Source organism: Flavobacterium sp. MMLR14_040, assembly GCF_033657265.1.
In the GTDB taxonomy this organism is placed as follows: Bacteria; Bacteroidota; Bacteroidia; order Flavobacteriales; family Flavobacteriaceae; genus Flavobacterium.
In genome coordinates this window covers 53,066-77,614 of the sequence record NZ_JAWVWO010000008.1, presented here as the reverse complement: position 1 = coordinate 77,614, position 24,549 = coordinate 53,066, and the positions used below count along the sequence as shown (strand labels likewise).

Here is a 24,549-nt window from a genome sequence, read left to right as displayed (position 1 = left end):
GCATTCGGTTTTGGTTTAAATCAGTTAAATCCCATTTCCGAATTAAATCATAATTGATTCTCTTTTAAAATACATTATAGGGCCTCAATGAATGAAATCAAAAAATCTCATTTATAACTATTCTGTAAGTTAGATGCTCATTTCAAATTGAAAATAAGTGACATTTTATAAGAAGATTATTTTATTCTAATAATTACTTTTCCCTTCGCACGTCCGCTTTCTACGTAAGACAATGCTTCGTTTGTTTTGTCAAAAGGAAAAACTTTATCTAAAATTGGTTCAATTATTCCGGCCTCAATAAGTTTGGTAATTTCATTTAACTGTTCGCCATCAGCTTTCATCCATAAAAAAGAATAATCCACATTTTTAGCCTTTGCTTTTTTGCGAATGCCTGAGCTTATTAAAGAAAGAATTATTTTTACAAACCAGGGCGCTTTGATTTCTTTGGCAAAATCCGGAGTTGGCGGCCCTGAAATAGAAATTAGTTTTCCGCCTGATTTTAGTATTCGTAACGATTTTTCAAGCGTTTTTGGATCTTGGCTATTCAATACAGCATCATAATTACTCAGCCTGTTTTCAAAATCGCTATTCTTATAATCAATAACAATATCAGCTCCAAGTTTTTCAAGTAAATCAAAACTTTTGGCACTTGCTGTTGTAGCAACTGTAGCCCCAAAATGTTTTGCTAGCTGAATTGCAATTGTTCCAACACCTCCGGAACCTGCCTGAATAAATGCTTTTTGTCCTTTTTGGATTTTTGCTTTTTCAACCAAAACCTGCCAAGCCGTTAGCGCTACTAACGGAATAGATGCTGCTTCTTCCATAGAAAGATTTTTAGGTTTAAGTGCGGCATCCGCTTCATTTATGGCAATAAATTCGGCAAAAGTACCAATGCGTTGATCTCTTACTCTGGCATACACCTCATCACCAACTTTAAACTTTGTTACATTTTTTCCGACTTTAGTGATGACACCAGCAACATCATGTCCTAAAATTAACGGAAGCTTATAAGGCAAAATGAGTTTAAACTCTCCCGTTTTTATTTTAGAATCCAAAAGATTAACCCCTGCTGCGTGTATAGCAACCAAAACATCCTGGTCTTTTACTTCCGGAACATTCACTTCGGCAAGCTGTAAACTTCCGTTTTTACTATATTTATTAATTACAAATGCTTTCATTTTATAAATTTTAGAATTTTAGTTATTGTTTCAGGCTTGCGTAAATCTTTTTAGGATTTACTAAATTGAAAGCCAATTGCGGAAAAAACCTGTTTACTATATTAAGTAATTTTGCATCGCCTACCCTAATCGTGAACTTATCTTTTTTAATTCCCGAAATAAGCTCTTTTACCAACTGTTCCGGGGTCATTTTTTTATCATTTCTGTTCGCTGTCATTTCTGTTGCCACAACAGGCGGAAGCAGTTCAAATACTTTTACTTTGCTGCCTAAAATTTCTAAATTTTTTCTAAGAGTTCTGGTATAAAAACTTAAAGCTGTTTTTGTTGCTGCATAAGTTGGTTCTTCTAAAGCAGGTACAATGCTCAAAATAGAAGTTGTATTGATGATAGCCGCTTCTTTTCTTGATTTCAGCATTTCTATAAAAAGGTTGTTTAACCTTATAACACCAAAATAATTAATATTCATTTCGTAAATCGCATTGTTCAAAATTTGGTCATTTGCAATTCCCAGATTAAGTGCCGGACTTCCCACCCCAGCATTATTATATAAAATATCGATCCCGCCCAAAGAAACTACCTGATCAAAAAGTGCAATGGCATCTTCCTGATTTTCGACATCACTTTTTATAATAGTTATTGATGGAAGCAGCTTTTTTGCAGCCTCTAATTTTGCCTGATTTCTACCCGTAATGATGACTTTGGCCCCTTGTTCTAAAAATTGTTTTGCAGATTCTAAACCAATTCCGGAGCCTCCACCGGTAATCAATATCGTTTTACCTTTTATATTCATTGTCTGGTTTATTTAAAGAGTTTAGTTGTTTTCATTATATATTTTTTGAATTTTCTATTGTTTTTTATTTAATAAATCATTTCATTTTAGACTTTTTAGTTTATTTTAAAATATACTTTTTAGTTTATTTTAAAATAAAAAAAATTTAGATGACGTATTGTTCCAATTCAGACTTTAAGCTTTTAATCAGTCCTTGCATTGGTTTTGCGGTATCCATAACCCGGCACATTACAATCCCGCCTTCTACAGAAGCTACTAATTTGAAAGCAAAAACAACAGGATCAAGAGATTTGGAAAACTCACCATTATTGATTCCTTCCTGAAGCAATGCTGTTAATTCCTGCTGGCCAATTCTGACTACTTTAGCCACTTTTTCTTTTATAAAAGGATAATTATCATCTGCTTCTACAGCTGTATTGAATATCGGACATCCACCGGAAACATACGTTTCAATAGGGTTTTTATAAAAATCTAAAAATGCAAATATTTTACCTTTTATCGTTTTTCCTTTATAAACTGCGGCCCTGATTTTCTCAGAAACCATCTTAAGCGATAAGTCAATTACTTGTGCAGACAAATCTTCTTTGTTTTCAAAATGTCCATACAAACATCCCTTCGTAAGTTTTGTAGCTTCAAGGATATCATCAATATTAACTCCCGAAATACCTTTCTCATTATAAAGAGGTATTGCAGTTTCAAGTATAAATTGTTTGGTTCTTTCTGCCTTTGTAAGCATGGTACTTTTTAAATTAGACGACAAATATACTAAAAAGTATATTTTAAAATACAGAAATATTGAAATATTTTGTTTTTATATCTAATTACAGGTCCAATCAGCAATTTGGCAAAATTGTAGTTACTGTTTAATTCAAATTACAAACTAAACAAATTCAAAAAGACTTCATTTGTAATGATGTCTTTTTGAATTTTTCCAAATAAATATTTAGCGAATCAATTTGTTAATCATTCCATTAAAAATAAAACCGTGAAAAGGCAAAACCGAATACCAATATAATTTTCCCCATATTCCCTGAGGTCTAAAAGTCGCAGCCTGATACAAAGTATTGTGAATGATTTTAAATTCAAGCCAGGCTTCACCGGGTAATTTCATTTCGGCATATAAAATCAGTTTTCCCTGTTTTTTATCAGCGTAAACAACTCTCCAAAAATCTAAAACATCACCAGGAAAAATCGTTTTTTTATGCGTTCTTCCTCTTCTTGCTCCTACTCCGCCAAAAATTTTATCCATAAAGCCGCGCATACTCCAAAGCCAGTCTGCATAATACCAGCCTGTTTCTCCGCCAATCGACCAGATTTTTTCAATTGTAAATTCCCGATCTAAAATTTCTCTTTTTCTTCGGTCTATAAAACAGTCTTTTTTAGGAACTTTTAGATAATGTGCCAGATTTCCTTTAAATCTTCCGCTTATTAAAGAATCCTTCCAGCTCGAAACAATATTATCTTCATTTATTTTGATCAAAGCCCTGTCGAGTGCCTGTTTGTAGCTTATGGGTTTTACGTTTAAAAGATTATTAATTCTATTATCCTTGCAAACGACTTCTACTTTCATGCTGCTAACCAATGCCGATGCCAGTTTAAAAGAAGTTGATGTAACAAAATAAAGCCAGTATGAAGATAATTTTGGTGTCATGACCGGAATTGTAAAAATATATCTTTTCAGTTTTTTTGCTTCTGCAAATTGAAGCAGCATTTCTTTATAAGTCAGTACATCCGGCCCTCCAATATCAAAACTCTGATTATACGTTGCCGGATTCAGTAATGATTTTGTCAAAAATTCTAAAACATCCGTAATAGCAATGGGCTGGCATTTGGTATTGAGCCATTTAGGGGTAATCATTACAGGCAGTTTGTCAACCAAATCCCGAATTATTTCAAAAGAAGCACTTCCGGATCCGACGATTATTCCGGCTCTTAAAGTCGTAGACGGAATTGTTCCTGCCATCAGAACATCTTCTACGGCTTTTCTCGAAGATAAATGTTTAGATAAAGATTTGTCATTTACAATTCCGCTTAAATAGATGATTTGTTTAGCCGTTGTTTCGTTCATTCTTTCGACAAAATAATTCGCCGAAATACTTTCGAGTTCATTGTAATTGGCTGCTGCGCCAGACATCGAATGAATTAAATAATAGGCAGCATCAATATCTAAAGGAATATTAGCGAGCGATTCCGGATTTAGAAAATCGACCTCGATAACCTGTACATTCTGTGCGACTGTCTCAGGAAAATAAAACCTGTTTTTATCCCTTACGCAACAAATAACATCATGCCCCTGATCGATGAGCAGCGGCAAAAGTCTTTTACCGATATAACCCGTTGCGCCTGTTAAGAGAATTTTCATGATTTTTTTTTTATAATTTAAAACTTACCAATCCGTAATCCATCTCGAAAACTTGCCCGGAAATGGATCCTGCATTTTCAGAAATCAGATAATTCGCCATGTGCGCGACTTCTTCCGGCTTTAGATAATTTTTCATCGGATGCCTTTCTATCATGTTTTCCTTCATTCGGTCATTTCGCAAAATCGATGCAGACAAAGACGTTTCGGTAATCGTGGGCGCAATCGCGTTGATGCGCACAACACTTGCAAGTTCTGCGCCAAGCGATTTCACAAGTCCTTCTACTCCAGCTTTAGCAGTTGCTATACTGGCATGAAATGGCATTCCTAATTTTGCAGCAACGGTACTGAATAATACAATAGAGGGCTTTTTTGCCTTTTTTAAAGCCGGCAAATACTTCTGAATAACCTTTACAGCTCCAATGACATTAATTTCAAAATCATTTCTAAAGTCGTCAATACTTAAGTTTAAAATGGGTTTAAGATTAATTGACCCCGGACAATAAATTAAGGAATCTATAGCATCAATATCCGGCAATTCATCCTGCAGTACATCTATAGAAAAATGAACTAAATTAGGATGAGAAACTTCAGGACTGCTTCTGCTGATATTATATACCTGATTATTTTCGAGCTGCTGTTGTAAAATAGCGTTACCTATTCCTTTACTTCCTCCAATAATTAAAATTTTATTCATCGCTTGAATGATTTTCCAATTTAAAAAAACAACATTTTACCCATTTAAAGATACTAAATTGTTTAATGATTTTTAAAAAATACTAAACAAAAATATATTTTAATTACCTTAGCCTTTAAAATGAAAAGTCTCATGAAAAAGGAAAAATATAATTTCTCTGCCATAGAATTGGACCGCATTATCGAAATGGCCTGGGAGGACAAAACAACTTTCGATGCCATAAAATTTCAGTTTAATTTATCTGAAGCTGATGTAAAAGTTTTAATGAAAAAAGAATTAAAATTTAGCAGTTACAAATTATGGCGCAAACGTGTAGAGAACTGTAAAACAAAACATTTAGCGACGCGCGTTCCGGGTATTAATCGATTTAAATGCAATTTACAACGTGCGATTTCTAATAATAAAATTTCTAAGAGGTAATTAATAAAACAGAAACATTCATCTGATATAAAACAAAAAAGCCACTCGTTAGAATGGCTTAATCTCAAAATTATTTATTTTATTCCTGATCTGCAAGAAGTACAACTTTGCCGTTTACACCGCCAGCCGTTAAAAAATCCTGAGCTATTGCGGCGTCTTCAAGCTTAAATGTTTTAGAAACAATTGTTTGGAATTTCCCCGCTTTTATCAAATCAATTCCATTTTGTAAAGTCTTGGCAGAGATGTCCGAAACCACAAAAGAAGCTTTTACATTGTATTGTTCTGCCAGCTCTTGCGATGTCGGCATAGCGATACTCAAAAGTTTTCCACCAGGTTTTAAAACCTGAAAAAGTTTTATCTGCGCTTCTCCTCCGGCTGTATCTGCAACTAAATCAACATCTTTTGCAATACCTGAAACGTCCTGCAATTTATAATCGATCACTTCGTCAGCACCAAGGCTTTTTGCCAATGCCACACCATTTCCAGAGGCTGTTGCAATAACGTATGCACCGGCTGCTTTTGCCATTTGAACCATAGCACCGCCAACTGCACCAGCACCGCCCTGAATTAAAACTTTTTGACCTTTTTCTAATTCCCCTTCTGCAAATAAAACCGATTGAGATGTGCCAATATTAACAACTATTGAAGCTCCTTCTTCAAAAGACAAGCCTTCCGGTTTCAGCAAAACAAAATTTTCGTTTGCCGTTGCATATTCTGCGTAAGCGTTTTTCCAGGTAAGAGCAATAACCTCATCTCCAACTTTAAATTTTGATACGCCCCCGCCAACGGCAACAATTATTCCTGCAGCTTCACCACCTGGTATAAACGGCATCTCCACAGGACGGATTTCTTTCATTAATCCCATTCGTATTTTCATATCTATTGGGTTCACGCCTACTGCTTTAACCTGAATTAAAACATCATTTTCGTTTTGAATTGATGGTGTCGAAACCTCAACCAGTTCAATCACAGCTGAACTTCCGTAATCTTTGTATTGAATTGCTTTCATTATTTTGAAGTATAAAGTGGATAATCTGTATAACCTGTTTCACCCGGAGAATATAATGTGCCGAAGTCTACATCGTTGAGCGAAAGATTTTTTTCAATACGTTTTACAAAATCGGGATTAGCTAGAAATCCGCGCCCAAAGGCAACAAGATCTGCAGAATTGTCCAATAGTTTTTCTTCGGCTGTTTCTGCTGTAAGTCCATTACAAATTATGATTGTATTGGTAAATACGGCACGGATTGCTTTATATGTTTTTTCCGGAATTTCAGGATTGGTAGAAAGATGAATGTACGCGATTCCTAATTTATCCAGTTCACTGCTTAGATAAGTATAGGTTTGATGCACTTCTTCTGTATCATACGATGCCTGATCACTTAATTGAGAAAACGGAGAAAAACGAATTCCAACTTTATCCGGACCGATTGCTGCTGCAATTGCTTCAGAAATTTCTAAAACAAGTCGGCTTCTGTTGATAAGATTGCCACCGTAAAGATCTGTCCTGTTATTTACATTTGGATTTAAAAATTGTTCCAGCAAATACCCATTGGCACCATGAAGTTCTACACCATCAAAACCGGCAAGAATTGCGTTTTTAGAAGCATTTACAAAATCTTCAATAACACGCGTTATCCCATCTAAACTAAGAGCCACCGGAACGGAATGTTCCTGCATACCCAAAGAATCAGTAAAAATTTCACCTGCCGCCTTAATATCCGAAGGTCCTACGGGCTGAATTCCGTTTGGCAGATTGGCAACATGAGCGATACGCCCGGTATGCATTAACTGCAGAAAAATTTTTGATCCGTTTTGATGCACGGCTTCTGTAACTTTTTTCCAGCCTGCAACCTGCACTTCAGAATAAATTCCGGGAATACGCGGATATCCCAATCCTTCGGGACTTGGCGAAGTACCTTCGGTAATAATCAAACCAGCACCAGAGCGTTGTGCATAATAGTTTGCCATGAGTTCATTTGGAAGATTGTCTATAGCTCTGCTTCGGGTCATCGGCGCCATTACCAAATGATTTTTAAATTTTATGAAGCCTTTCTCAAAAGGCGTAAGTAACTTTTTCATTTTGTTCTATTTAATTATAGGAACAAATTTAGAAGTTAATATATGGGTAAAATAACCAAAAAAGACACAAGAATAGTCCTATCCGACAGTTGCATTTTTAATATCGAAGATGAAAAGGATACTTATATAGTATAAGAAAACTTTTTGGGTGTAATGCCGTATTGCTTCTCAAATAATCTGCTGAAATGACTAAGATTTGAAAATCCCAACTCGTAACCAACTTCAGAAACGGAATGTTTGGCTTGTTTTAACAGAAAAGCCGCTTCTTCCATCCTTGCTTTCTGATAATAATTATAAATGGTATCTCCAAATGTCTGTTTGAAGAGTTGCTTGAGTTTCGTTTCGCTCATTGAAGCAATTATAGCTAATTCACTTAAAACCGGCGGAGTACTAAGATCGTTCAGTATTTCGTTGCGAATGATTAGAAGTTTTTGTGCATCGTTACTATTTATATTCTTAAAAGTCGTGTTCTCCCTAAGCGATAATTTACTAAAAAGCAAATACATTAATTCCTGTACTTTAATTTGTACATAAAAATTATTCATAGAATTATTCATATCGACTGATACAATATTTTTAAGAAGCAGCTGCATTTCAGGATCCAGATTTTCGAAAAAAAGAAAAGAAGCATCTTCGGCAGTAATGGTTTGTATTGTAGTGTTAGGCTTTTCTATAGATAAAACGGAATGCAATCTGCTGGCAGTAATACCCACTACAACATACTGAATATTGCTTCCGGCTGGAAAACGAATTTCTGTTCGCAAATCATTTGTAGAAAGAATTATAGAAGAATCATTCTTTTGAAAAAATGGGATATTTTCCTCGTTATTACATTTAACTTCAAGATCTTCTTTATTATTATAAAAGAAAATAGTTCGCACATTATTGGCTTTTACAGCCGGATTGCGTTTAAGAATTAAGTCTTCCTTTAATATATACCGATGAATCGTTAATTTAAAATCATCTCCAAACCCAACCTTACGCACATAACCTTCTCCCAGACTTTCAGGAATTTGCAATACATTATCTCGCACAGGAACATTTATTTGTTTTGAAAACAAAGTTATAAAGTCAAAACCCGGTGCTGCTGTAAATTCAAAAATCATAGGAAGCTATAGAGAATACTAAATTACTGTAAATAATTATATTTTACTCTTTATAAACTCATTTTATAATTGGAGTGATTAGTAAAAACCAAATTGTAAAAATGTATCACGTCTTCCCACTTTTGTATAAGTACTAACGATGACCCGTGTTCTAAATTTGCCTCATTATTAATCATATAAAGAATAAAATGAGCAAAACAATTTTAATCACAGGAGCATCTTCAGGTTTTGGATTGATGCTGGCTAATGACCTTCACAAAAAAGGGTTTAACATAATTGGAACAAGTCGCGAACCGGAAAAATACAAAGTTCCGTTTAAATTAATGCGTTTGGATATTGACGACGATAATTCTATAAATGAATTTAAAGAAAAACTCTCTAAAGAAACCAAACAACTGGATGTTTTAGTAAACAATGCCGGTTTTATGATAACGGGTATTGCAGAAGAAACACCTATTGATGTAGCCAGAAAACAATTTGAAACCAACTTTTGGGGAACAGTCAAAGTTACAAATGCAATTATACCTTTTTTCAGAAAACAAAAATTTGGGAAAATCATTACCGTAAGCTCGATTGTTGGGTTGATTGGCCCACCAAATTTATCGTACTATTCTGCTTCGAAACATGCTGTCGAAGGATATTTTAAATCATTGCGTTTTGAGTTGAATCAGTTTAATATTAAAGTTAGTGTTGTAGAGCCTGTATGGTTTAAAACGAATTTAGGGCATAATGCCATTTCTTCAACAGGAAATATCGCAGATTATAATACCTACAGAGAACTTGTCAATGCTGCTACTCAAAAAGGTTTAGACGAAGCAGAATCTCCGGATGCAGTGGCTAAAATTATCACTAAACTAATTGGCACAAAAGAACCTAAATTCAGTAATCCGGTGGGTAAAATGTCCGGTATGATCGTTTTTCTACAGCATTATGCACCAAAAATGTTCGAAAACTCGATACTAAAAAGTATTAAATAAATAATTCTGACAAACAAACACAAATTACTAAATGTACAGTTGGAATGTTTAAGATTGTTTAGCATTCCAATTTTATATTAAAACAATAAAAATGAAAAAAATAATAACAAACGCCGCCCTTAAAATAGATTCTCAATTTATTAATGAAGCACTTCCATTGGCCATCGAAACCAGAAATCAAATCCTGCTTGAAGAAGGATGCGAAAATTTCATATTGATGAGAAAAACGGATGAACCAAATATACTCGTAATTTTTGCTGTTTATACCTCAAAACAAACTTATGACTGGCATCTTGAGCAGCATTACGTGAAAAGCTTTTTTGCATTTTTGAATGGAAAACTGACGGACGCCCCGGAAGTAACTTATCTTGAAGAAATTTGAGTAATGATAAACTTTTAAACGTAGATTTATAATGTATAAAACTGTAAAGCATGAAAAATTACAAAACGATAAGTGAACTCTATATTTCCAATGGATTTCCTCCCCCTGAAAATCCTTTGCTTGGTTTAGTAACTTTTGAAGAGTTAAAAGGCTGCACGTTTGTTGAAACAGAATTTACGATGGACTTTTATAAAATAGCTTTAAAGAAAGTAAAGTCAGGAACAATTTTATACGGAAAAACCAAATACGATCACGACAATGGTTCGATGGCATTTGTAAAACCGGGTCAGAAAATTACAATGAGCGATATTGAGCTAACAGAAAAAGGCTTTATGATTTATATTGATGAAGATTTTTTAATGAATACCAATCTTTATTCGGAAATAAAAAAATATGGCTTTTTTGATTATGAAGTAAATGAAGCTTTGCACTTATCTCCTAAGGAAGAAGAAACCATCTGGGATTTGTTTCATAAAATAAAACTGGAATATTACAACAATCAGGATGATTTTAGTAAAGATATCATGCTGACTCATATTGACTCAATCCTAAAATATTCGCAACGCTATTATAAACGACAATTCTTAAACAGAACCTCAATATCGGGAACAATAATCACCAGGTTTACAGAGATTCTAAAGTTTTATTTCGAAAGTGGAAAACTTCAAAAAGAAGGATTGCCAACCGTAAAATATATGGCATCAAAATTATCTTTATCTGCCAGATATCTAAGCGATTTACTGAAGCAGGAAACTGGCAAAACAGCTTTGGAACACATCCATATTTCTCTGGTTACTGAAGCCAAAAATCTGTTGGTAAGTACAGACAATACAATAGCCGAAACAGCCTATCAGCTAGGTTTTGAGAATCCTCCTTATTTCTCCAGATTATTCAAAAAAGAAGTTGGATTAACGCCAACAGAATACCGTGAACAATTTTTGAATTAATGAGGGAAATCTTCTTTGATTTTATTAGAAACAAAAAAGCCACTCGATTTGACTATTTTTTTATCCGAAGAACAGAAAAATAAACTCAAAATCAAAAGCTATTTTCAAATTTCTTTATTTCATTTGAGAGATGTGTTTCATACTGATTTTTCATGAAATTCCTAAAAATCCCAATATCCTCTTTTTCTCTTGTATCAATTAACGCCTGAATATATTCCTGTTTATCCTCACTATTAACAATTCCTAAAGGCAGGCCATAAAAAGCCTGAATATAATTCATAAGCAAACGCGAAGTTCGGCCGTTTCCATCGTAAAATGGATGAATACTTACAAGATTAAAATGCGAATCAAAAGATAGATTTAATTTTTCATCTACCGATAAATCACTATTAATTTGTTTGTTGATAGACATCACTAACTCATTTGTTAATCTTTCTACCTTATCATAATTTGGAAAATAAGAACTGCCAGCTGTAACATTTCCTTTTCTAAACATGCCTTTACTTGCATCAACTTCACCAAGAATAGTATTGTAAATTCCTCCTGTACTTTTCATTACATAAGAATTAATTTCTTTAATTAATTCGACACTCACAAGTGTTTTATTTCTTGCTTTACCAATAATAAAATGCAATGCCTTAAAATGATCTGTAACCATCAAAGTATCGTTTACAGGTTTTCCTTTTGGAGTTAAACCGTCGTCAAGCAAAATTTGAGTTTCTAATTCGGTTAAAGTAGATCCTTCTATTTTTGTTGAATGATGACTGATAGATATTAAATTGAATTTCTCATAATGCAATACATCGCTAATTCCTAGGCTTTTATATTTTGTTATTAGAGACTCCATTTATGATGATTTTAGAAAAGTTCAGTATAAAAATACAATTCTAAAATCAATATGTGGATGTGTAATTATAAAAATATTAATTACATTTTTTCTGAATTGATTATAGAGTGTATACAAAACAAAAAAGCCACTCAAATGAGTGGCTTTTGATGTGATCCCAGAAGGATTCGAACCTTCGACCTACGCATTAGAAGTGCGTTGCTCTATCCAGCTGAGCTATGGAACCAAAATAAGTTTTTTTTAAGAACACTTAAAAAAAGTCGGGGTGGCAGGATTCGAACCTGCGGCCTCCTGCTCCCAAAGCAGGCGCGATAACCGGGCTACGCTACACCCCGAAGGCAAAAATTAAGCGGAGAGACAGGGACTCGAACCCTGGCGACGGTTACCCGTCGACAGATTAGCAATCTGCTCCATTACCGCTCTGGCACCTCTCCAAGCTCAAGGAACGTGTCCTGTTTTGCGGTTGCAAATGTAAGACAACATTCCATATCTCACAACTATTTCTGCGCTTTTTTTAATCTTTTTTCAATCTTTTTTTTAAACCTCTTCACAATCAAACAAATAGAATTAACAAAAAATTGATATTAAATTTAAAAACCAATGAAACTCATACAAATTGATACAAAATTTGAAATTATTTAAATAAACCGTAAATTTGCTAGATTAACTAATATTAACAGAAAATGAACAAAAGAGTTGTTATCGTTTCTGCCGTTAGAACACCTATCGGAAGTTTCATGGGAGGTTTATCTACCGTACCCGCACCAAAATTAGGTGCTGCCGCTATAAAAGGCGCACTTCAAAAAATTAACCTTGACCCAAAATTAGTTGATGAAGTATTCATGGGCAACGTAGTACAAGCCGGAGTTGGTCAGGCGCCAGCACGTCAGGCTGCGCTTTTTGCCGGTTTATCTGAAGAAGTTGCCGCTACAACTGTAAACAAAGTTTGTGCATCCGGAATGAAAGCTGTAATGTTTGCAGCACAGGCTATTGCTTGTGGAGACGCCGAAATTGTCGTAGCCGGAGGAATGGAAAACATGAGTTTGATTCCGCATTACGTGCAAATGCGTAACGGGAACAAATTTGGTCCTGCAACAATGCTGGACGGAATGCAAAAAGATGGGTTGACAGATGCTTACGATAACAACGCAATGGGAGTTTGCGCTGATTTATGTGCATCTGAATACAAAATCACCCGTGAAGAACAAGACAATTATGCCATTCAATCTTATGAAAGAAGTGCAAAAGCCTGGGATGCCGGAAAATTCGATAACGAAATTGTTCCTGTAGAAGTTCCGCAAAGACGTGGCGAGCCCGTGATCTTTTCAAAAGATGAAGAATATACTAATGTCAAATTAGATAAAATCCCTTCATTAAGTGCCGTTTTCACAAAAGACGGAACAGTTACTGCTGCAAATGCTTCAACAATAAATGACGGAGCTGCCGCTTTGGTTTTAATGTCTGAAGAAAAAGCAAATGCATTAGGATTAAAACCTTTAGCTTACATAAAAGGATATGCAGATGCTGCGCAAGAGCCAAAATGGTTTACAACAAGTCCTGCAAAAGCATTACCAAAAGCATTAGACAAAGCAGGAGTTTCAATTGGCGATGTTGATTATTTCGAATTCAACGAGGCATTTGCTGTTGTTGGTTTGGCCAATTCAAAAATCCTTAATTTAGATAACGAAAAAGTAAACGTAAATGGTGGTGCTGTTTCACTAGGTCATCCTCTTGGATGTTCAGGAGCAAGAATCATCGTAACTTTACTGAATGTTTTAGAACAAAATAATGCCAAAACCGGAGCTGCTGCAATTTGCAATGGCGGTGGTGGTGCTTCGGCAATTGTTATCGAAAGAGCTTAAACAAATATTGAATTAGGAGTTGTTTATTAAAAAAATAACTCCTAATTTTCAACTTATAAATTACCTTAAATGTTCGGAATTTGCAATCTAGCCATAGTACCTGTTCGATCTGAGCCAAGTGACAGAAGTGAAATCGTTACACAACTTTTGTTTGGCGAACATATCGAAATTTTAGAACGTCAAAATCAATGGGCGCGAATAAAGATTCAGTTTGATGATTATGAAGGCTGGGTAGATTCGAAACAATATCAGGTAATTTCGGAGGCAAATTATAACCAATTAAGCAAAGAAGCCATAATTCTTAATGCTGATTTGATTGATTATATTAGTGCACCCGACAACTTATTATTACCAATTCCGCTTGGCGCTTCCTTGTCGTTTTTAAACAATACCGACATCAATACTGCAAACTTTGATTTCGAAGGAACAAAAACCAGCGGCATTAAACCTAAAAGCGCTTTAATAAATACCGCTTTTATGTATTTAAACGCTCCCTATCTTTGGGGAGGCAAAACACCATTTGGAATCGATTGTTCCGGTTTCACTCAAATGGTATACAAATTAAACGGATACAAAATTCATCGCGACGCTTCTCAGCAGGCACTTGACGGCGAGCCATTAAGCTTCATCGAAGAAAGTGAGCCAGGCGATTTAGCCTTTTTTGATAACGAAGAAGGAAACATCATTCACGTTGGCATCATAATGGAAAATAATTACATCATTCACGCCAGTGGAAAAGTGCGTATTGACCGTTTAGATCACTTAGGAATTTATAATCCCGAATTAAACAAGCACACGCATAATCTTCGTGTAATCAAAAAGATTATTTAATATTTTCTGCAATCCTTAAAAAATACACTTTGACAAAACTTTCATTATCTAAAACAGATTTCACAATTAACGATGTTTCCTTTCAATTTCCAATTGATATAGATAATTTAAAAAAGGTTTTGGGAGAATGTCGACATTTAAAAAAACAACATAACCATATTTATACCTGGGACGATTTTGGCATTATTGCATTTTCTAAAGAAGGAGCAAAAGCAGAAAATTTATTACTAGATCTTAATTATGGTAATTACGATTTTTGTTCGAAAAACCCATTTGCAGGTGAATTTATTTTTGAAAATCAAGAACTATTTCAATTTTATAAATCCAATAAAAATCAACTCGTAAAACTTTACAAGGGAGATGACAGCGGTGCCTTTATTCTTAATGGCATAAGCGTGTGGTTCAATAAAGAAGATGACAAAATAACTGCACTTGATATTTCTGCATACGAGGAAAAAGAAAAGAAAGCCAAAACACCTGTCGATCCCGAATTTAAACAATTTGAATCATTATGGCAGGAATGGATTTCAGAAATTAATAAAATTGTCGCAACTGATAATGATTACTACAACCTTACTGATGGTATTTCTCCAGAAGATTTAGAAGAACATTCTACATTAGAAGATGAAATCACAATTCCGCCAGCGCTTCAAAACTTTTACAAAGTTCAAAATGTAGAATATGATGCAGTAACTTCTGCTTTTCAATTTTTAGCAGGTGATTGGACGTACGATCTTATTCCGTTTGAAGACATTGCAGAAGAATGGAATTCGATACAAGATTTACAATTTGACGAAGATGATCTTCCGGAATTGGAAATAGATTTCGAAAAAATAAAAACCAACAATTACGCAAATCCAAAATGGATTCCGTTTGCGACAGGAAGAAATGGAGATTATTTACTATACGACACAGATCCTGCCGAAAAAGGAAAATTTGGTCAAATCATAGAACTTCAAAACGAATCCTGGGAACGAAATATAGTAGCCGAATCTTTAGAAGAACTTCTAAAAAATGAAATCAACAACCTAAAAACAGGCAAAACAGAACATTTCGATTTTATAACCGGCAAAGAAAATCAAGATTAAAATCCGTTCAATCTAAAATAAAAAAATCCGCCACAATCCGCGTTTTCGCTTGAGAATCCGTGTCATCCGCGTGCCAATTCATCACGCGCTAACACGAATCGTTCTCCTAAACTCAGAAGGACTATTCCCTCTTTGTTTCTTAAAGAATTTATTAAAGTGACTTTCATCCGTAAAGCCAAATTCATACGCAATTTCGTTGATTCGCTTATCGCTAAATTGCAAACGATGTTCGATCAGTTTCGTTTTATAATTGCTAATATATTGCTGCATCGTTTCGTTAGCATGTTTTTTGAAATAACGACCTAAATACGTATTCGAAATCCCAAAATAATCACTTATCGATTCTGCTTTTATTCTTTCAGGATAATAAATATTATTTTGAATGTATTGCAAAATATCCATCGCTTTTGCCTCACAACCAATATTTACCTGTTCCGGCAAATACTTGGCAATATTTCTCGCAACCACAATAATCAAAGTATTTACCAATTGCTGAATCAACTCCTGATTATAAACATCTTTATCCTGATGTTCGCGAATAATGGCTTCAACCATCACTTTTACCAGACATTTATCAGCATCATTTTTTAAAATACAACCCGGCTGATGATTAGCATTTTGCAAAATATATTCTAAACGCTGAATATTCTCATTTTGCAGGCTTGAGTTTTTCAAATAAATATCATTAAATCTCAAAAAGAAAAACTTCGTTTTGGTCTCAATGGTAAAATTATGACAATCCTCCGGCGTTAATAAAAACATATGTCCGGCATCATATTCAAAAATATTTTTGTTGATGCATTGTGAACCCGTTCCGCCCAAAATATAGACCAATTCAAAGAAATTATGACGATCTCCAACATCCGGATATTCATCCAGAGTTTCAAAAGAAACCGAAAAAGGCTCGTATAAATTTTCTTTTTTCACAACGATAAAATTATTTGAAGCTGCAAATTTACATAAAAAAGACAAATATATACAAGTTATCACTCGTAAAAATGGTATAATTTTGCCAAGTGAAATTTAAGATTAAAAATACAACATTATGGAATATAGAAAATTAGGCAATAGCGAACTCAAATTATCAACTATTACATACGGCGCATTTGCCATTGGCGGAAACATGTGGGGCGGAAATGAAAAAGCAGATTCAATCGCATCCATTCACGCATCAGTCGACAACGGCGTTACAACAATCGACACCGCTCCTTTTTACGGATTTGGTTTAAGCGAAGAAATGATCGGCGAAGCCCTAAAATCTCACGATCGTTCAAAAGTACAGTTATTAACAAAATTCGGTTTGGTTTGGGACGGAAGCAATAACCAAAAAGGCGATTTCTTTTTTGATGCCGACGACAACGGAAAGAAAATTCCAATTTATAAATACGCTTCAAAAGCAAATGTGATTAAAGAAGTCGAAGAAAGTTTAAAACGCCTTCAAACCGATTATATCGACCTTTTACAAATTCACTGGCCAGATTCTACAACGCCAATTCACGAAACAATGGAAGCTTTGGAAACCCTTATACAGCAAGGAAAAATTAGCGCGGCCGGAGTTAGCAATTATAGTGTTTCACAAATTCAGGAAGCACAAAAAACAATAAAATTAGCTTCAAATCAGGTTCCGTTTAGTATGCTGAACCGTAAAATTGAAACCGATTTAATTCCGCTTACGCTAAAAGAAAACATCGGAATCATTGCTTACAGCCCGATGGAAAGAGGTTTATTGACCGGAAAATATTTCACCGACAGCAAACTAAAAGACAACGATCATAGAAATGGTTATTTCGGGCAGTTCGATCTTCAAAAAGTAAAAACGTTGGTCGAAGAATTGAGTTCACTTGCAAATTCAAAACATATTTCGATCTCGCAATTGGTTTTACGCTGGACCACTTTACAAAAAGGAATCACCATTGTTTTAGCCGGAGCCAGAAACGCCGAACAAGCGATTTCAAATGCAAAAGCAATGGATTTTGATTTATCGGATTCTGAATTAGATTTTATCAATCAGGCAATTGCGAAAGTAAAATAATCCTACAGAAAATATTCAAACACATAGAAACATAGCCAATAACAATGCATAAAGGCGTTTCACTTGTTTTAACAAACATAGTCAGCACAATATTGTCATTTCGACGGAGGAGAAATCTTCGCGAGAAACTCTACAAAGATTGACAAATCTATGTGTGAGAAACTAGTTTCTTTTTGCATTCTTTTAAAAGCAAACAAAAAATCTATGTTTCTATGTGTTTAAAATTCCACGCAACAAATTAAAAAAAAACAATAAAAATAATTAGGGTGTGTTCGCCGCGGCGAATCGGGCTTTCGGCTATATCTTTTGTTCCGTTCCACTTCACAAAAGGATACCGCCTCTATCCCTCACACTCACAAATTCATAAGAAAATTAAAGACATGAAGAAAATATTTATCATAAACGGAAGTCAAAATTTTGCACATTCAGGTGGAAAATTCAACCAAACCGTTACCGACTGGACCATCGAATATTTAACAAACAGCAAACAATTTGAAATAAAAACAACCGACATCAAACAAGATTTTGATCTTGACGAAGAAGTCGAAAAATTCGTTTGGGCCGATGTTGTTGTTTATCATACGCCAGTTTGGTGGTTTCAATTACCAAACCTTTTCAAAAAATATATCGACGACGTTTTTACAGCCGGACACAACAAAGGAATCTACAAAAGCGACGGAAGAACCAGAACAAATCCTGACATTAATTACGGCACCGGCGGACAATTGCACGGACGTAAATACATGCTTACCACAAGTTGGAATGCGCCTGCAACTGCTTTTACACTTCCGGGAGAATTCTTCGAAGAAACATCGGTAGATGAAGGAGCTATGTTTGGTTTCCATAAAATGAATAAATTTGTAGGAATGGAAAAATTAAATAGTTTCCATTTTCACGATGTTGAAAAAGGTGCCACCGCCGAAAACATTGACATCTTTAAAGAAAACTACACAAAGCATTTAGAAAAAACTTTTAACTTCTAACCCTTAACACATCACAATCATGATCTCAATTACAGCCATTATCAAAAGTAAACAGGAAAACATCGAGCAAGTTCGAAATATGATTCATCATTTGGTTACCGAAACCAGAAAAGAAACAGCTTGCGTACGTTACGACTTGCATACAACCGAAAATGTTTTTATCATTTGGGAAGAATGGAAAGATCAGGCTGGTCTCGATATTCACAATAATCAACCGTATTTAGTAGATTTTGTAAAACAAAGCGAAAGTTTAGTCGCCTCTCCTATTTTGGTTTATAAAACAACACAATCTTTATAAATAGTTACAATAATTAGATTTCAAAAAGCTAACTTGCTTCATATAAATATTTAAACATGAACCAATATCATCTTGCCGAAATCAATATCGCAAAAATGAAAGGCGTCGATATTAATGACCCAATCATGAAAGAGTTTGTAGACAATTTAGATCTTGTAAATACCCTGGCCGAAAAAAGCGAAGGATTTGTATGGCGGCTAAAAGACGAAAGCTCTAATGCAACAAATTTAAACCCATACAATGACGAGCAAATAATTGTGAATGTTTCTGTTTGGGAAAACATCGAAACCTTAGAACATTACATGTACAAAACGTTTCATAGTGAATTTTTAAAACGTCGAAAAGAATGGTTTTTAAAATTCGGAAAAGCCCACACTGCAATGTGGTGGATTCCTGCAGGTCAGGTTCCTACTCTTAAAGAAGCTGTAGAAAAATTAGATTATTTACAGCAAAATGGTCCTTCGGAATTGGTTTTTGATTTAAGGAATAAATTTCCTTCTCCAGAATTGGAAAACAAAGGATAAATAAGTTTTAACCACAAATTATACAAATTTTCACAAATTAAAGTTTTGTTCATCATCTGCAATAAAAGCAAAGCTTTTATTGCAGAATAAAAAATTTGTGAAAATTTGTGTAATTTGTGGTTAAGCCATTTTTACTTAATCCCACCAAAAGCACCAAAACACATATTCTTGTGTAAAATTTCGACACTTTTAAAACCCACTTTCTTCATCAAATCCAATTGGTAATTCATTGATCTTGGCGTGTCTTCTTTTTCTACATAATCCAATACTTTCTGGCGATATTCCGCACCACCAATTCCCTCTAAATAATCACCGTAACGCTGCCATGTATATTCATTTAATAATTCTGTGTCTTGCGTTATTAAATCCGAAATCATGAAACACCCTCCTGGTTTTAGTAATTTAAATATCTTCAAAAAAGTCGTTTCCCAATCCTGATCATCACGCAAATGATGCAAAACTGCTCCGGCCAAAATAATATCAAAACTATTTTCTTGTAAATCAACTTCGCGAATATCGCCTTGCTTCACTTCTACTTTACCGTTTGTTTCATTTGAAACTCTTTCAAAAGCACGATCCAACATTGGCAAACTTAAATCGACCAAAGTACAATTCAAATTTGGAACTTTCGATAGCATTTTTAATGTATAATTCCCAGCGCCACAGCCAATATCCAAAACATTTTTCGCATCAGGAACAATCCTTTTTGATGCTTCTGTAATTAATTCTAAAGAAATTGTTGCGTCGATTGTGGCAACTTGTCCGGTTTCTAAGTTCGAGAATCGTTCGACATCATTATCAAAACGTTCCCTGATTTCTGCAATAGTTGATTTTTTCATAGTTTTCTGTTTTTTATGGCACACGGATGACGCAGATTAAACGGATTTTCACTGGTTTTTTCTTTAAAATCTTACTCTTTTATTTTTTGCCATAGATTAAAAGATTCGCACAGATTTTTTTTAAAGAGCAATCAAAATTGAATTTTTCAAAATCATCTTAATCCTTTAATCTGTGGCATTACCTTTTTTAATTAAAAAACAATCTGCGTAAATCCGTTTAATCTGCGTCATCCGCGGCCCATATATTTTTTTGTAAAAGTATTTCTTTCATATATACTTCAAAAATACTTATTTTGTCAATTATCAATACTTAATAGGTATTTATGGAATTACGTCATCTTAAATATTTTTTGGCTGTAGCCGAAGAATTAAACTTTACCAAAGCTTCTGAAAAACTTTTCATTTCTCAGCCGCCTTTGAGCCGTCAGATTATGGAGTTAGAAGAAGAAATCCAGGCACGTTTATTCATTAGAAATAATAAAAAAGTTGAACTTACTGAAGCCGGAAAATATTTTGAAAAAGAAGTAAGAGTACTTTTTCAGGATTTGGAACGTATTTCTATCAAAACAAAAAAAATAGCCGAGAATGTTTCGGGCGAATTCAGAATCGCTTACATCAGTTCGATTTATGCTGAAGTTATTTCAGAATTAATAAAACATCTTAAAGAACAATTTCCGTATGTGAATTTCAAATTATTTGAAGTCTCCACAACAAAACAAATTGCAGCTTTGGAACAGGGAAAAATTGAATTGGGAATTATCCGTTCCCCAATAAAATCTCCTAAAATAAAAACACAATTGTGGTTTCAGGACGGATTTTCGGTGGTTTATAATAAAAGTGTAATCCAAATTAATTCTGAAACAGAAATCCCGAATTTAAAAGACGAAACCTTTGTGTTTTTCAACAAAGATTACGCCCCGCATTATCACGAAGTTTTACTGCAACTTTGTGCTTTTTATGGCTTTACCCCAAAAGTGGTTCACGAATCAAACAATATAAATTCGATTGTACAATTGGTTAAAAATGGTTTAGGAATCTCGATTGTTCCGTCTAACATTGCAAAAAACAATCAGGATCCGGAAATTGGTTTTGTTGAATTAAAGAAAGTCAATTTATTTACAGATGTTTCTTTAATTACTTCAAAAGAAGATGAATCTGAAATCACAAAAGCTGCTGTTGAATTTTTGTTGAATTTTTCTAAATAGTTTGCCACGAATTTCACGAATTTTCACGAATTAATTTAAAACTATGGAAATCCATAAAACTAAAAAACAAAACCGCTTAAATTGCATTAACAAGGAAAAAAACGTAAACTAATTAGTGGAAATCCGTGTAATTCGTGGCAAAAAAAGTTACAATTTATCACACATGGATTCCCCAAAAAGAACGAACTTTTAAATACCTTAGCAAATTATAATTCTAGTAAAAAAAATCAATAAAAAATGGCTGAGCAATCTTCAATTCAGTGTCCAAATTGCGGAACACCAATCGACGTAAATGATGTTTTAAAACACCAGTTAGAAGATAGTATCCGTAAAGAATTTCAACAAAAGGCCAATGCTCAAAGCAGAGAATTGGAACTTAAAAACGAGCAATTCGAAAAAGCCAAAGCCGAATTTGAAGCCAAAAAGAAACAGGAAAACGAACTTTTTGCAGAACGTTTGGAACGTGAGAAAAAGACGGCTGAAAAAGAAATTACCGAAAAACTAAAAACAAAACTCGAAGAAGAAAATAAAGACCGTTTGCTTTTAATGGAGAAAGAACTTTCTGAAAAATCAGAAAAACTTCGGGAACTCAATAAAATGACCGGCGAAATTGCAAAATTACAGCGTGAAAAACTGGAAATGAAAGAAGCAATTGAAGCCGAGGCTCAAAAACAATTGAATGCTACTTTGGTTTTAGAACGTGATAAAATCCGTAAACAGGAAGAAGAAAAAAACGAGCTTAAAATAAAAGAATACCAAAAACAATCTGACGATCAAAAAAAGCTGATCGAAGAAATGAAACGCAAACAGGAACAAGGTTCGATGCAATTGCAAGGTGAAGTAATGGAATTGGCGATTGAAGAATGGCTGGCAAATAATTTTCCGTTGGATAGCATTGACGAAGTCAAAAAAGGCGCAAACGGTGCCGATTGTCTTCAGATTGTAAACACACGCGAACATCAAAATTGTGGTTGTATTTATTACGAAAGCAAACGTACAAAAGCTTTTCAGCCGGCGTGGATTGAGAAATTTAAAAATGATATCAGACTAAAAAGAGCCAATATTGGGGTTTTGGTTACCGAAGTAATGCCCGCAGGAATGGACCGTATGGGAATGCGAGACGGAATCTGGATTTGTACTTATGAGGAATTTAAAGGTTTGAGTGCTGTTTTGCGTCAGTCTTTAATTCAGGTGAATCAGGCGGTTCAGGCGCAGGAAAATAAAGGCGATAAAATGTCGATGCTGTATGATTTTTTAACCAGCAATGAATTCCGCTTACAAATTGAAGGAATCGTAGAAGGTTTCACGCAAATGCAAGGCGATCTTGATGCCGAAAAAAGAGCGATGCAAAGAATATGGAAACAACGCGAAAAACAAATTGAAAAGGTGGTTCACAATACTTTAGGAATGTATGGTTCGATTCGTGGCATTGCAGGAAATGCTGTTCAAACAGTAAGAGCATTGGAACTTGATTTTATTGAGAAAGACGAAGATGAAGATCCTAAGGAATTGTTGTAACATTGTGGGATAGAACACGGATGACGCGGATTCGCTAAAGCGAAGACGCGGATTTGCACGGATTTTTTTGTCCTTGCGAGGAACGAAGCAATCTCACTTGCTGAATATACAAAGTGTTTTAGTCGTGTGATTGCTTCGTTCCTCGCAAAGACAGAACAAATAAAAAGGCTTCGAATAATCGAAGCCTTTCGTTTTTTAGTCTCTTTTTAATTACCCTTTCTTGAAAGACATTGTCAATCCAAATTGGTTTGAAAGGAATAATTTATTATCCTTAATAGAATAACCTGAATTTGTTCTTAACAACTGCAAAAACTCACCTTCTTTTTTTGCATCACATTTTTTAGTTTCTGAAGTAAGATTTAAAAACTGAATTTGCCCTTCGCCTTTTGATAATAAATTCCCTTTGATTGCGTTACATCCGGTTGAACCTGAAAACGTTGCAGGGTTCATTACAATTTTTGGCAGGCTTGAAAAGTCTTTTTCAGTAACAACTTTACCATTTAAATTCTCCAAAACCCAGCTTTGCTGCAATTTCTTTTCAATTGCCTTTTCATTAGTCGATACGGTTGCATTTGTTTCTTTAGCAGATTTACAGCCAAAAGCCAATGAACCTGCAATAAATAACATTAAAATCCTTTTCATGTAAAATATTTTTTATAAGTTTTATTTTACAAAAATATTCTGACTTGATAGGATCTTAGAATAGCATAAGGTTTTTTTAAAATATATTAAGACATATAAATTAATCTACTTTTTTAAAAACAAGGATTTTTCCCGAAGGGTTTGACAGCGTTAATTTGTTATCGCCAATAGAATAAGTGGTTACATTTTGAAGCGCTTTTGCAAACTCACCTTCTTTATTTCCGGGCGCGCAAGCCATTAAAGTCGAAATCACTTTTGAGAATTTTAGCAAATCCTTTTCGTAAAATATAGTACCGCTAATTGCATTGCAACCGCCATAACCCATAAATTTATTTTCTGCAGAATTAATTTCAATTCTTGGCAATTCTCTTTGAAAATCAGTTAGAAAAACTTTGAAACCGTTTAATTCTTCCAAAACCCAAATATCATGAAGTCTATAATCTGTATTATATTTTCCGCAGCCGCTTAATTTTTTTGTTTCTAATTCGGAGTTGTTTTTAATTTCAACTGTAACTTTATAAGGAGAAATTGCTCCCGACATTGAATTCTGACACTCCAGTTGCTGAATTGTAATTGTCGCGGTCGAAGTTTCATTACTTACTTTATACATTTTTACATTGGCATCCATTGCTTTTATGACTTCAACAGAAGGAAAAATAATTTTTTCTTTTCCGGTAATCAACGAGGTGAAAACAATTTCATCATTTCCCATTTTCAATCCCCAAAAAGGTTCATTTCCGGTTGCTGTAAAATAATATTTCATCTCATCTTCCTGAGTTCCATACTCAGAAATAGTTTGTGGGTCTGAACTTTTGCCTGCAATAGATTTACAGCTCACGATTAAAGAAAACAATAACAACAGTGAAATTATATTTTTCATAACGATTTTATTAAGAATATTTGCTTATCGAAAAACATATATAAAATTCTTATCAATTTACG

General features: G+C 34.3%; 26 protein-coding genes and 3 tRNA genes. 13 read left to right on the top strand and 16 right to left on the bottom strand.

Going from position 1 to position 24,549, the window contains the following annotated elements; genetic code table 11:
- Positions 1-176: 176 nt before the first annotated feature.
- From SD960_RS12475 to SD960_RS12455, 5 genes are all read right to left on the bottom strand, one after another.
- Positions 177-1,178 carry an NADP-dependent oxidoreductase gene (locus SD960_RS12475; protein ID WP_318803523.1) on the bottom strand — a complete coding sequence of 334 codons (1,002 nt, stop codon included), beginning with the start codon at positions 1,176-1,178 and terminating at the stop codon, positions 177-179.
- 22 nt (positions 1,179-1,200) lie between these two features.
- A complete protein-coding gene (locus SD960_RS12470; protein WP_318803522.1) occupies positions 1,201-1,968 on the bottom strand; it encodes an SDR family oxidoreductase in 768 nt (255 codons plus the stop codon).
- A 145-nt stretch (positions 1,969-2,113) separates the two neighbouring features.
- Positions 2,114-2,704 carry a TetR/AcrR family transcriptional regulator gene (locus SD960_RS12465; RefSeq protein WP_318803521.1) on the bottom strand — a complete coding sequence of 197 codons (591 nt, stop codon included), beginning with the start codon at positions 2,702-2,704 and terminating at the stop codon, positions 2,114-2,116.
- Between the two features lie 207 nt (positions 2,705-2,911).
- Positions 2,912-4,330 carry an SDR family oxidoreductase gene (locus SD960_RS12460; protein WP_318803520.1) on the bottom strand — a complete coding sequence of 473 codons (1,419 nt, stop codon included), beginning with the start codon at positions 4,328-4,330 and terminating at the stop codon, positions 2,912-2,914.
- A gap of 10 nt (positions 4,331-4,340) precedes the next feature.
- Positions 4,341-5,024 carry an SDR family oxidoreductase gene (locus SD960_RS12455; RefSeq protein ID WP_318803519.1) on the bottom strand — a complete coding sequence of 228 codons (684 nt, stop codon included), beginning with the start codon at positions 5,022-5,024 and terminating at the stop codon, positions 4,341-4,343.
- Between the two features lie 132 nt (positions 5,025-5,156).
- Between SD960_RS12455 and SD960_RS12450 the strand changes: the two genes are divergently transcribed.
- Positions 5,157-5,444, top strand: a complete 288-nt coding sequence (locus tag SD960_RS12450; protein WP_318803516.1) for a TIGR03643 family protein — start codon at positions 5,157-5,159, stop codon at positions 5,442-5,444.
- Between the two features lie 79 nt (positions 5,445-5,523).
- Here SD960_RS12450 and SD960_RS12445 read toward each other — a convergent pair whose 3' ends face one another.
- From SD960_RS12445 to SD960_RS12435, 3 genes are all read right to left on the bottom strand, one after another.
- Positions 5,524-6,453, bottom strand: a complete 930-nt coding sequence (locus tag SD960_RS12445) for an NADP-dependent oxidoreductase (RefSeq protein WP_318803515.1) — start codon at positions 6,451-6,453, stop codon at positions 5,524-5,526.
- Positions 6,453-7,526, bottom strand: a complete 1,074-nt coding sequence (locus SD960_RS12440; RefSeq protein ID WP_318803514.1) for an alkene reductase — start codon at positions 7,524-7,526, stop codon at positions 6,453-6,455. Before SD960_RS12440 ends, SD960_RS12445 begins: the two co-directional genes overlap by 1 nt.
- Positions 7,527-7,648: 122 nt before the next feature.
- On the bottom strand, positions 7,649-8,632 hold the full coding sequence (locus SD960_RS12435; protein WP_318803513.1) for an AraC family transcriptional regulator: 984 nt from the start codon (positions 8,630-8,632) through the stop codon (positions 7,649-7,651).
- 188 nt (positions 8,633-8,820) lie between these two features.
- On the opposite strand from SD960_RS12435, the gene SD960_RS12430 reads away from it, so the two are divergent.
- From SD960_RS12430 to SD960_RS12420, 3 genes are all read left to right on the top strand, one after another.
- The gene (locus SD960_RS12430; RefSeq protein WP_318803512.1) at positions 8,821-9,609 is read left to right on the top strand and encodes an SDR family oxidoreductase; all 789 of its coding nucleotides are present in this window, start codon (positions 8,821-8,823) and stop codon (positions 9,607-9,609) included.
- Positions 9,610-9,700: 91 nt separating this feature from the next.
- On the top strand, positions 9,701-9,991 hold the full coding sequence (locus tag SD960_RS12425) for a putative quinol monooxygenase (RefSeq protein WP_318803511.1): 291 nt from the start codon (positions 9,701-9,703) through the stop codon (positions 9,989-9,991).
- 50 nt (positions 9,992-10,041) lie between these two features.
- Positions 10,042-10,938 carry a helix-turn-helix domain-containing protein gene (locus tag SD960_RS12420; RefSeq protein ID WP_318803509.1) on the top strand — a complete coding sequence of 299 codons (897 nt, stop codon included), beginning with the start codon at positions 10,042-10,044 and terminating at the stop codon, positions 10,936-10,938.
- A 91-nt stretch (positions 10,939-11,029) separates the two neighbouring features.
- Here the strand turns inward: SD960_RS12420 and SD960_RS12415 are convergent, their stop codons facing one another.
- The 4 genes from SD960_RS12415 to SD960_RS12400 form a co-directional block, all read right to left on the bottom strand.
- Positions 11,030-11,785, bottom strand: a complete 756-nt coding sequence (locus SD960_RS12415; protein WP_318803508.1) for a Fic family protein — start codon at positions 11,783-11,785, stop codon at positions 11,030-11,032.
- A gap of 152 nt (positions 11,786-11,937) precedes the next feature.
- Positions 11,938-12,011, bottom strand: a tRNA-Arg gene (locus tag SD960_RS12410).
- Positions 12,012-12,045: 34 nt separating this feature from the next.
- Positions 12,046-12,120, bottom strand: a tRNA-Pro gene (locus SD960_RS12405).
- 15 nt (positions 12,121-12,135) lie between these two features.
- A tRNA-Ser gene (locus tag SD960_RS12400) sits at positions 12,136-12,219 on the bottom strand.
- A 249-nt stretch (positions 12,220-12,468) separates the two neighbouring features.
- Here SD960_RS12400 and SD960_RS12395 point away from each other — a divergent pair.
- The 3 genes from SD960_RS12395 (at position 12,469) to SD960_RS12385 (ending at position 15,566) form a co-directional block, all read left to right on the top strand.
- Complete coding sequence (locus SD960_RS12395; RefSeq protein WP_318803506.1) at positions 12,469-13,647, top strand: acetyl-CoA C-acyltransferase; 1,179 nt, start codon at positions 12,469-12,471, stop codon at positions 13,645-13,647.
- Between the two features lie 69 nt (positions 13,648-13,716).
- Positions 13,717-14,478, top strand: a complete 762-nt coding sequence (locus SD960_RS12390) for a C40 family peptidase (protein ID WP_318803504.1) — start codon at positions 13,717-13,719, stop codon at positions 14,476-14,478.
- Between the two features lie 29 nt (positions 14,479-14,507).
- On the top strand, positions 14,508-15,566 hold the full coding sequence (locus SD960_RS12385) for an SMI1/KNR4 family protein (RefSeq protein ID WP_318803501.1): 1,059 nt from the start codon (positions 14,508-14,510) through the stop codon (positions 15,564-15,566).
- Positions 15,567-15,647: 81 nt separating this feature from the next.
- Here the strand turns inward: SD960_RS12385 and SD960_RS12380 are convergent, their stop codons facing one another.
- On the bottom strand, positions 15,648-16,493 hold the full coding sequence (locus SD960_RS12380) for an AraC family transcriptional regulator (protein ID WP_318803498.1): 846 nt from the start codon (positions 16,491-16,493) through the stop codon (positions 15,648-15,650).
- 118 nt (positions 16,494-16,611) lie between these two features.
- Between SD960_RS12380 and SD960_RS12375 the strand changes: the two genes are divergently transcribed.
- The 4 genes from SD960_RS12375 (at position 16,612) to SD960_RS12360 (ending at position 19,403) form a co-directional block, all read left to right on the top strand.
- Positions 16,612-17,598, top strand: a complete 987-nt coding sequence (locus SD960_RS12375) for an aldo/keto reductase (RefSeq protein WP_318803496.1) — start codon at positions 16,612-16,614, stop codon at positions 17,596-17,598.
- Positions 17,599-17,978: 380 nt separating this feature from the next.
- Positions 17,979-18,581, top strand: coding sequence for an NAD(P)H-dependent oxidoreductase (locus SD960_RS12370; RefSeq protein ID WP_318803494.1), 603 nt, complete (start codon positions 17,979-17,981; stop codon positions 18,579-18,581).
- Between the two features lie 19 nt (positions 18,582-18,600).
- Positions 18,601-18,879 (top strand): putative quinol monooxygenase, encoded by a 279-nt coding sequence (locus SD960_RS12365; protein WP_318803492.1) that lies wholly within the window; start codon positions 18,601-18,603, stop codon positions 18,877-18,879.
- 56 nt (positions 18,880-18,935) lie between these two features.
- On the top strand, positions 18,936-19,403 hold the full coding sequence (locus SD960_RS12360) for a DUF3291 domain-containing protein (RefSeq protein ID WP_318803490.1): 468 nt from the start codon (positions 18,936-18,938) through the stop codon (positions 19,401-19,403).
- A 131-nt stretch (positions 19,404-19,534) separates the two neighbouring features.
- Here SD960_RS12360 and SD960_RS12355 read toward each other — a convergent pair whose 3' ends face one another.
- Positions 19,535-20,242, bottom strand: coding sequence for a class I SAM-dependent methyltransferase (locus tag SD960_RS12355; protein ID WP_318803486.1), 708 nt, complete (start codon positions 20,240-20,242; stop codon positions 19,535-19,537).
- A 323-nt stretch (positions 20,243-20,565) separates the two neighbouring features.
- Between SD960_RS12355 and SD960_RS12350 the strand changes: the two genes are divergently transcribed.
- Both SD960_RS12350 and SD960_RS12345 read left to right on the top strand, forming a co-directional pair.
- Complete coding sequence (locus SD960_RS12350; RefSeq protein WP_318803484.1) at positions 20,566-21,447, top strand: LysR family transcriptional regulator; 882 nt, start codon at positions 20,566-20,568, stop codon at positions 21,445-21,447.
- A 237-nt stretch (positions 21,448-21,684) separates the two neighbouring features.
- Positions 21,685-22,965: a DUF2130 domain-containing protein gene (locus SD960_RS12345; protein ID WP_318803483.1), complete on the top strand. Its 1,281-nt coding sequence runs from the start codon at positions 21,685-21,687 to the stop codon at positions 22,963-22,965.
- A 210-nt stretch (positions 22,966-23,175) separates the two neighbouring features.
- On the opposite strand, the gene SD960_RS12340 is transcribed toward SD960_RS12345, so the two are convergent.
- Complete coding sequence (locus SD960_RS12340; protein ID WP_318803482.1) at positions 23,176-23,607, bottom strand: META domain-containing protein; 432 nt, start codon at positions 23,605-23,607, stop codon at positions 23,176-23,178.
- A gap of 100 nt (positions 23,608-23,707) precedes the next feature.
- Positions 23,708-24,487 carry an META domain-containing protein gene (locus tag SD960_RS12335; protein WP_318803480.1) on the bottom strand — a complete coding sequence of 260 codons (780 nt, stop codon included), beginning with the start codon at positions 24,485-24,487 and terminating at the stop codon, positions 23,708-23,710.
- Between the last annotated feature and the right edge of the window lie 62 nt (positions 24,488-24,549).

Excerpts from the sequence above, each read along its gene's own strand:
- SD960_RS12360 (WP_318803490.1), top strand. The coding sequence starts at position 18,936 with ATGAACCAATATCATCTTGCCGAAATCAATATCGCAAAAATGAAAGGC.
- SD960_RS12420 (WP_318803509.1), top strand. The coding sequence starts at position 10,042 with ATGAAAAATTACAAAACGATAAGTGAACTCTATATTTCCAATGGATTT.
- SD960_RS12390 (WP_318803504.1), top strand. The coding sequence starts at position 13,717 with ATGTTCGGAATTTGCAATCTAGCCATAGTACCTGTTCGATCTGAGCCA.
- SD960_RS12340 (WP_318803482.1), bottom strand. The coding sequence starts at position 23,607 with ATGAAAAGGATTTTAATGTTATTTATTGCAGGTTCATTGGCTTTTGGC.
- SD960_RS12475 (WP_318803523.1), bottom strand. The coding sequence starts at position 1,178 with ATGAAAGCATTTGTAATTAATAAATATAGTAAAAACGGAAGTTTACAG.
- SD960_RS12465 (WP_318803521.1), bottom strand. The coding sequence starts at position 2,704 with ATGCTTACAAAGGCAGAAAGAACCAAACAATTTATACTTGAAACTGCA.
- SD960_RS12415 (WP_318803508.1), bottom strand. The coding sequence starts at position 11,785 with ATGGAGTCTCTAATAACAAAATATAAAAGCCTAGGAATTAGCGATGTA.
- SD960_RS12435 (WP_318803513.1), bottom strand. The coding sequence starts at position 8,632 with ATGATTTTTGAATTTACAGCAGCACCGGGTTTTGACTTTATAACTTTG.
- SD960_RS12370 (WP_318803494.1), top strand. The coding sequence starts at position 17,979 with ATGAAGAAAATATTTATCATAAACGGAAGTCAAAATTTTGCACATTCA.
- SD960_RS12470 (WP_318803522.1), bottom strand. The coding sequence starts at position 1,968 with ATGAATATAAAAGGTAAAACGATATTGATTACCGGTGGAGGCTCCGGA.
- SD960_RS12455 (WP_318803519.1), bottom strand. The coding sequence starts at position 5,024 with ATGAATAAAATTTTAATTATTGGAGGAAGTAAAGGAATAGGTAACGCT.
- SD960_RS12365 (WP_318803492.1), top strand. The coding sequence starts at position 18,601 with ATGATCTCAATTACAGCCATTATCAAAAGTAAACAGGAAAACATCGAG.
- SD960_RS12335 (WP_318803480.1), bottom strand. The coding sequence starts at position 24,487 with ATGAAAAATATAATTTCACTGTTGTTATTGTTTTCTTTAATCGTGAGC.
- SD960_RS12355 (WP_318803486.1), bottom strand. The coding sequence starts at position 20,242 with ATGAAAAAATCAACTATTGCAGAAATCAGGGAACGTTTTGATAATGAT.
- SD960_RS12395 (WP_318803506.1), top strand. The coding sequence starts at position 12,469 with ATGAACAAAAGAGTTGTTATCGTTTCTGCCGTTAGAACACCTATCGGA.
- SD960_RS12445 (WP_318803515.1), bottom strand. The coding sequence starts at position 6,453 with ATGAAAGCAATTCAATACAAAGATTACGGAAGTTCAGCTGTGATTGAA.
- SD960_RS12440 (WP_318803514.1), bottom strand. The coding sequence starts at position 7,526 with ATGAAAAAGTTACTTACGCCTTTTGAGAAAGGCTTCATAAAATTTAAA.
- SD960_RS12450 (WP_318803516.1), top strand. The coding sequence starts at position 5,157 with ATGAAAAAGGAAAAATATAATTTCTCTGCCATAGAATTGGACCGCATT.
- SD960_RS12425 (WP_318803511.1), top strand. The coding sequence starts at position 9,701 with ATGAAAAAAATAATAACAAACGCCGCCCTTAAAATAGATTCTCAATTT.
- SD960_RS12375 (WP_318803496.1), top strand. The coding sequence starts at position 16,612 with ATGGAATATAGAAAATTAGGCAATAGCGAACTCAAATTATCAACTATT.
- SD960_RS12350 (WP_318803484.1), top strand. The coding sequence starts at position 20,566 with ATGGAATTACGTCATCTTAAATATTTTTTGGCTGTAGCCGAAGAATTA.
- SD960_RS12460 (WP_318803520.1), bottom strand. The coding sequence starts at position 4,330 with ATGAAAATTCTCTTAACAGGCGCAACGGGTTATATCGGTAAAAGACTT.
- SD960_RS12430 (WP_318803512.1), top strand. The coding sequence starts at position 8,821 with ATGAGCAAAACAATTTTAATCACAGGAGCATCTTCAGGTTTTGGATTG.
- SD960_RS12345 (WP_318803483.1), top strand. The coding sequence starts at position 21,685 with ATGGCTGAGCAATCTTCAATTCAGTGTCCAAATTGCGGAACACCAATC.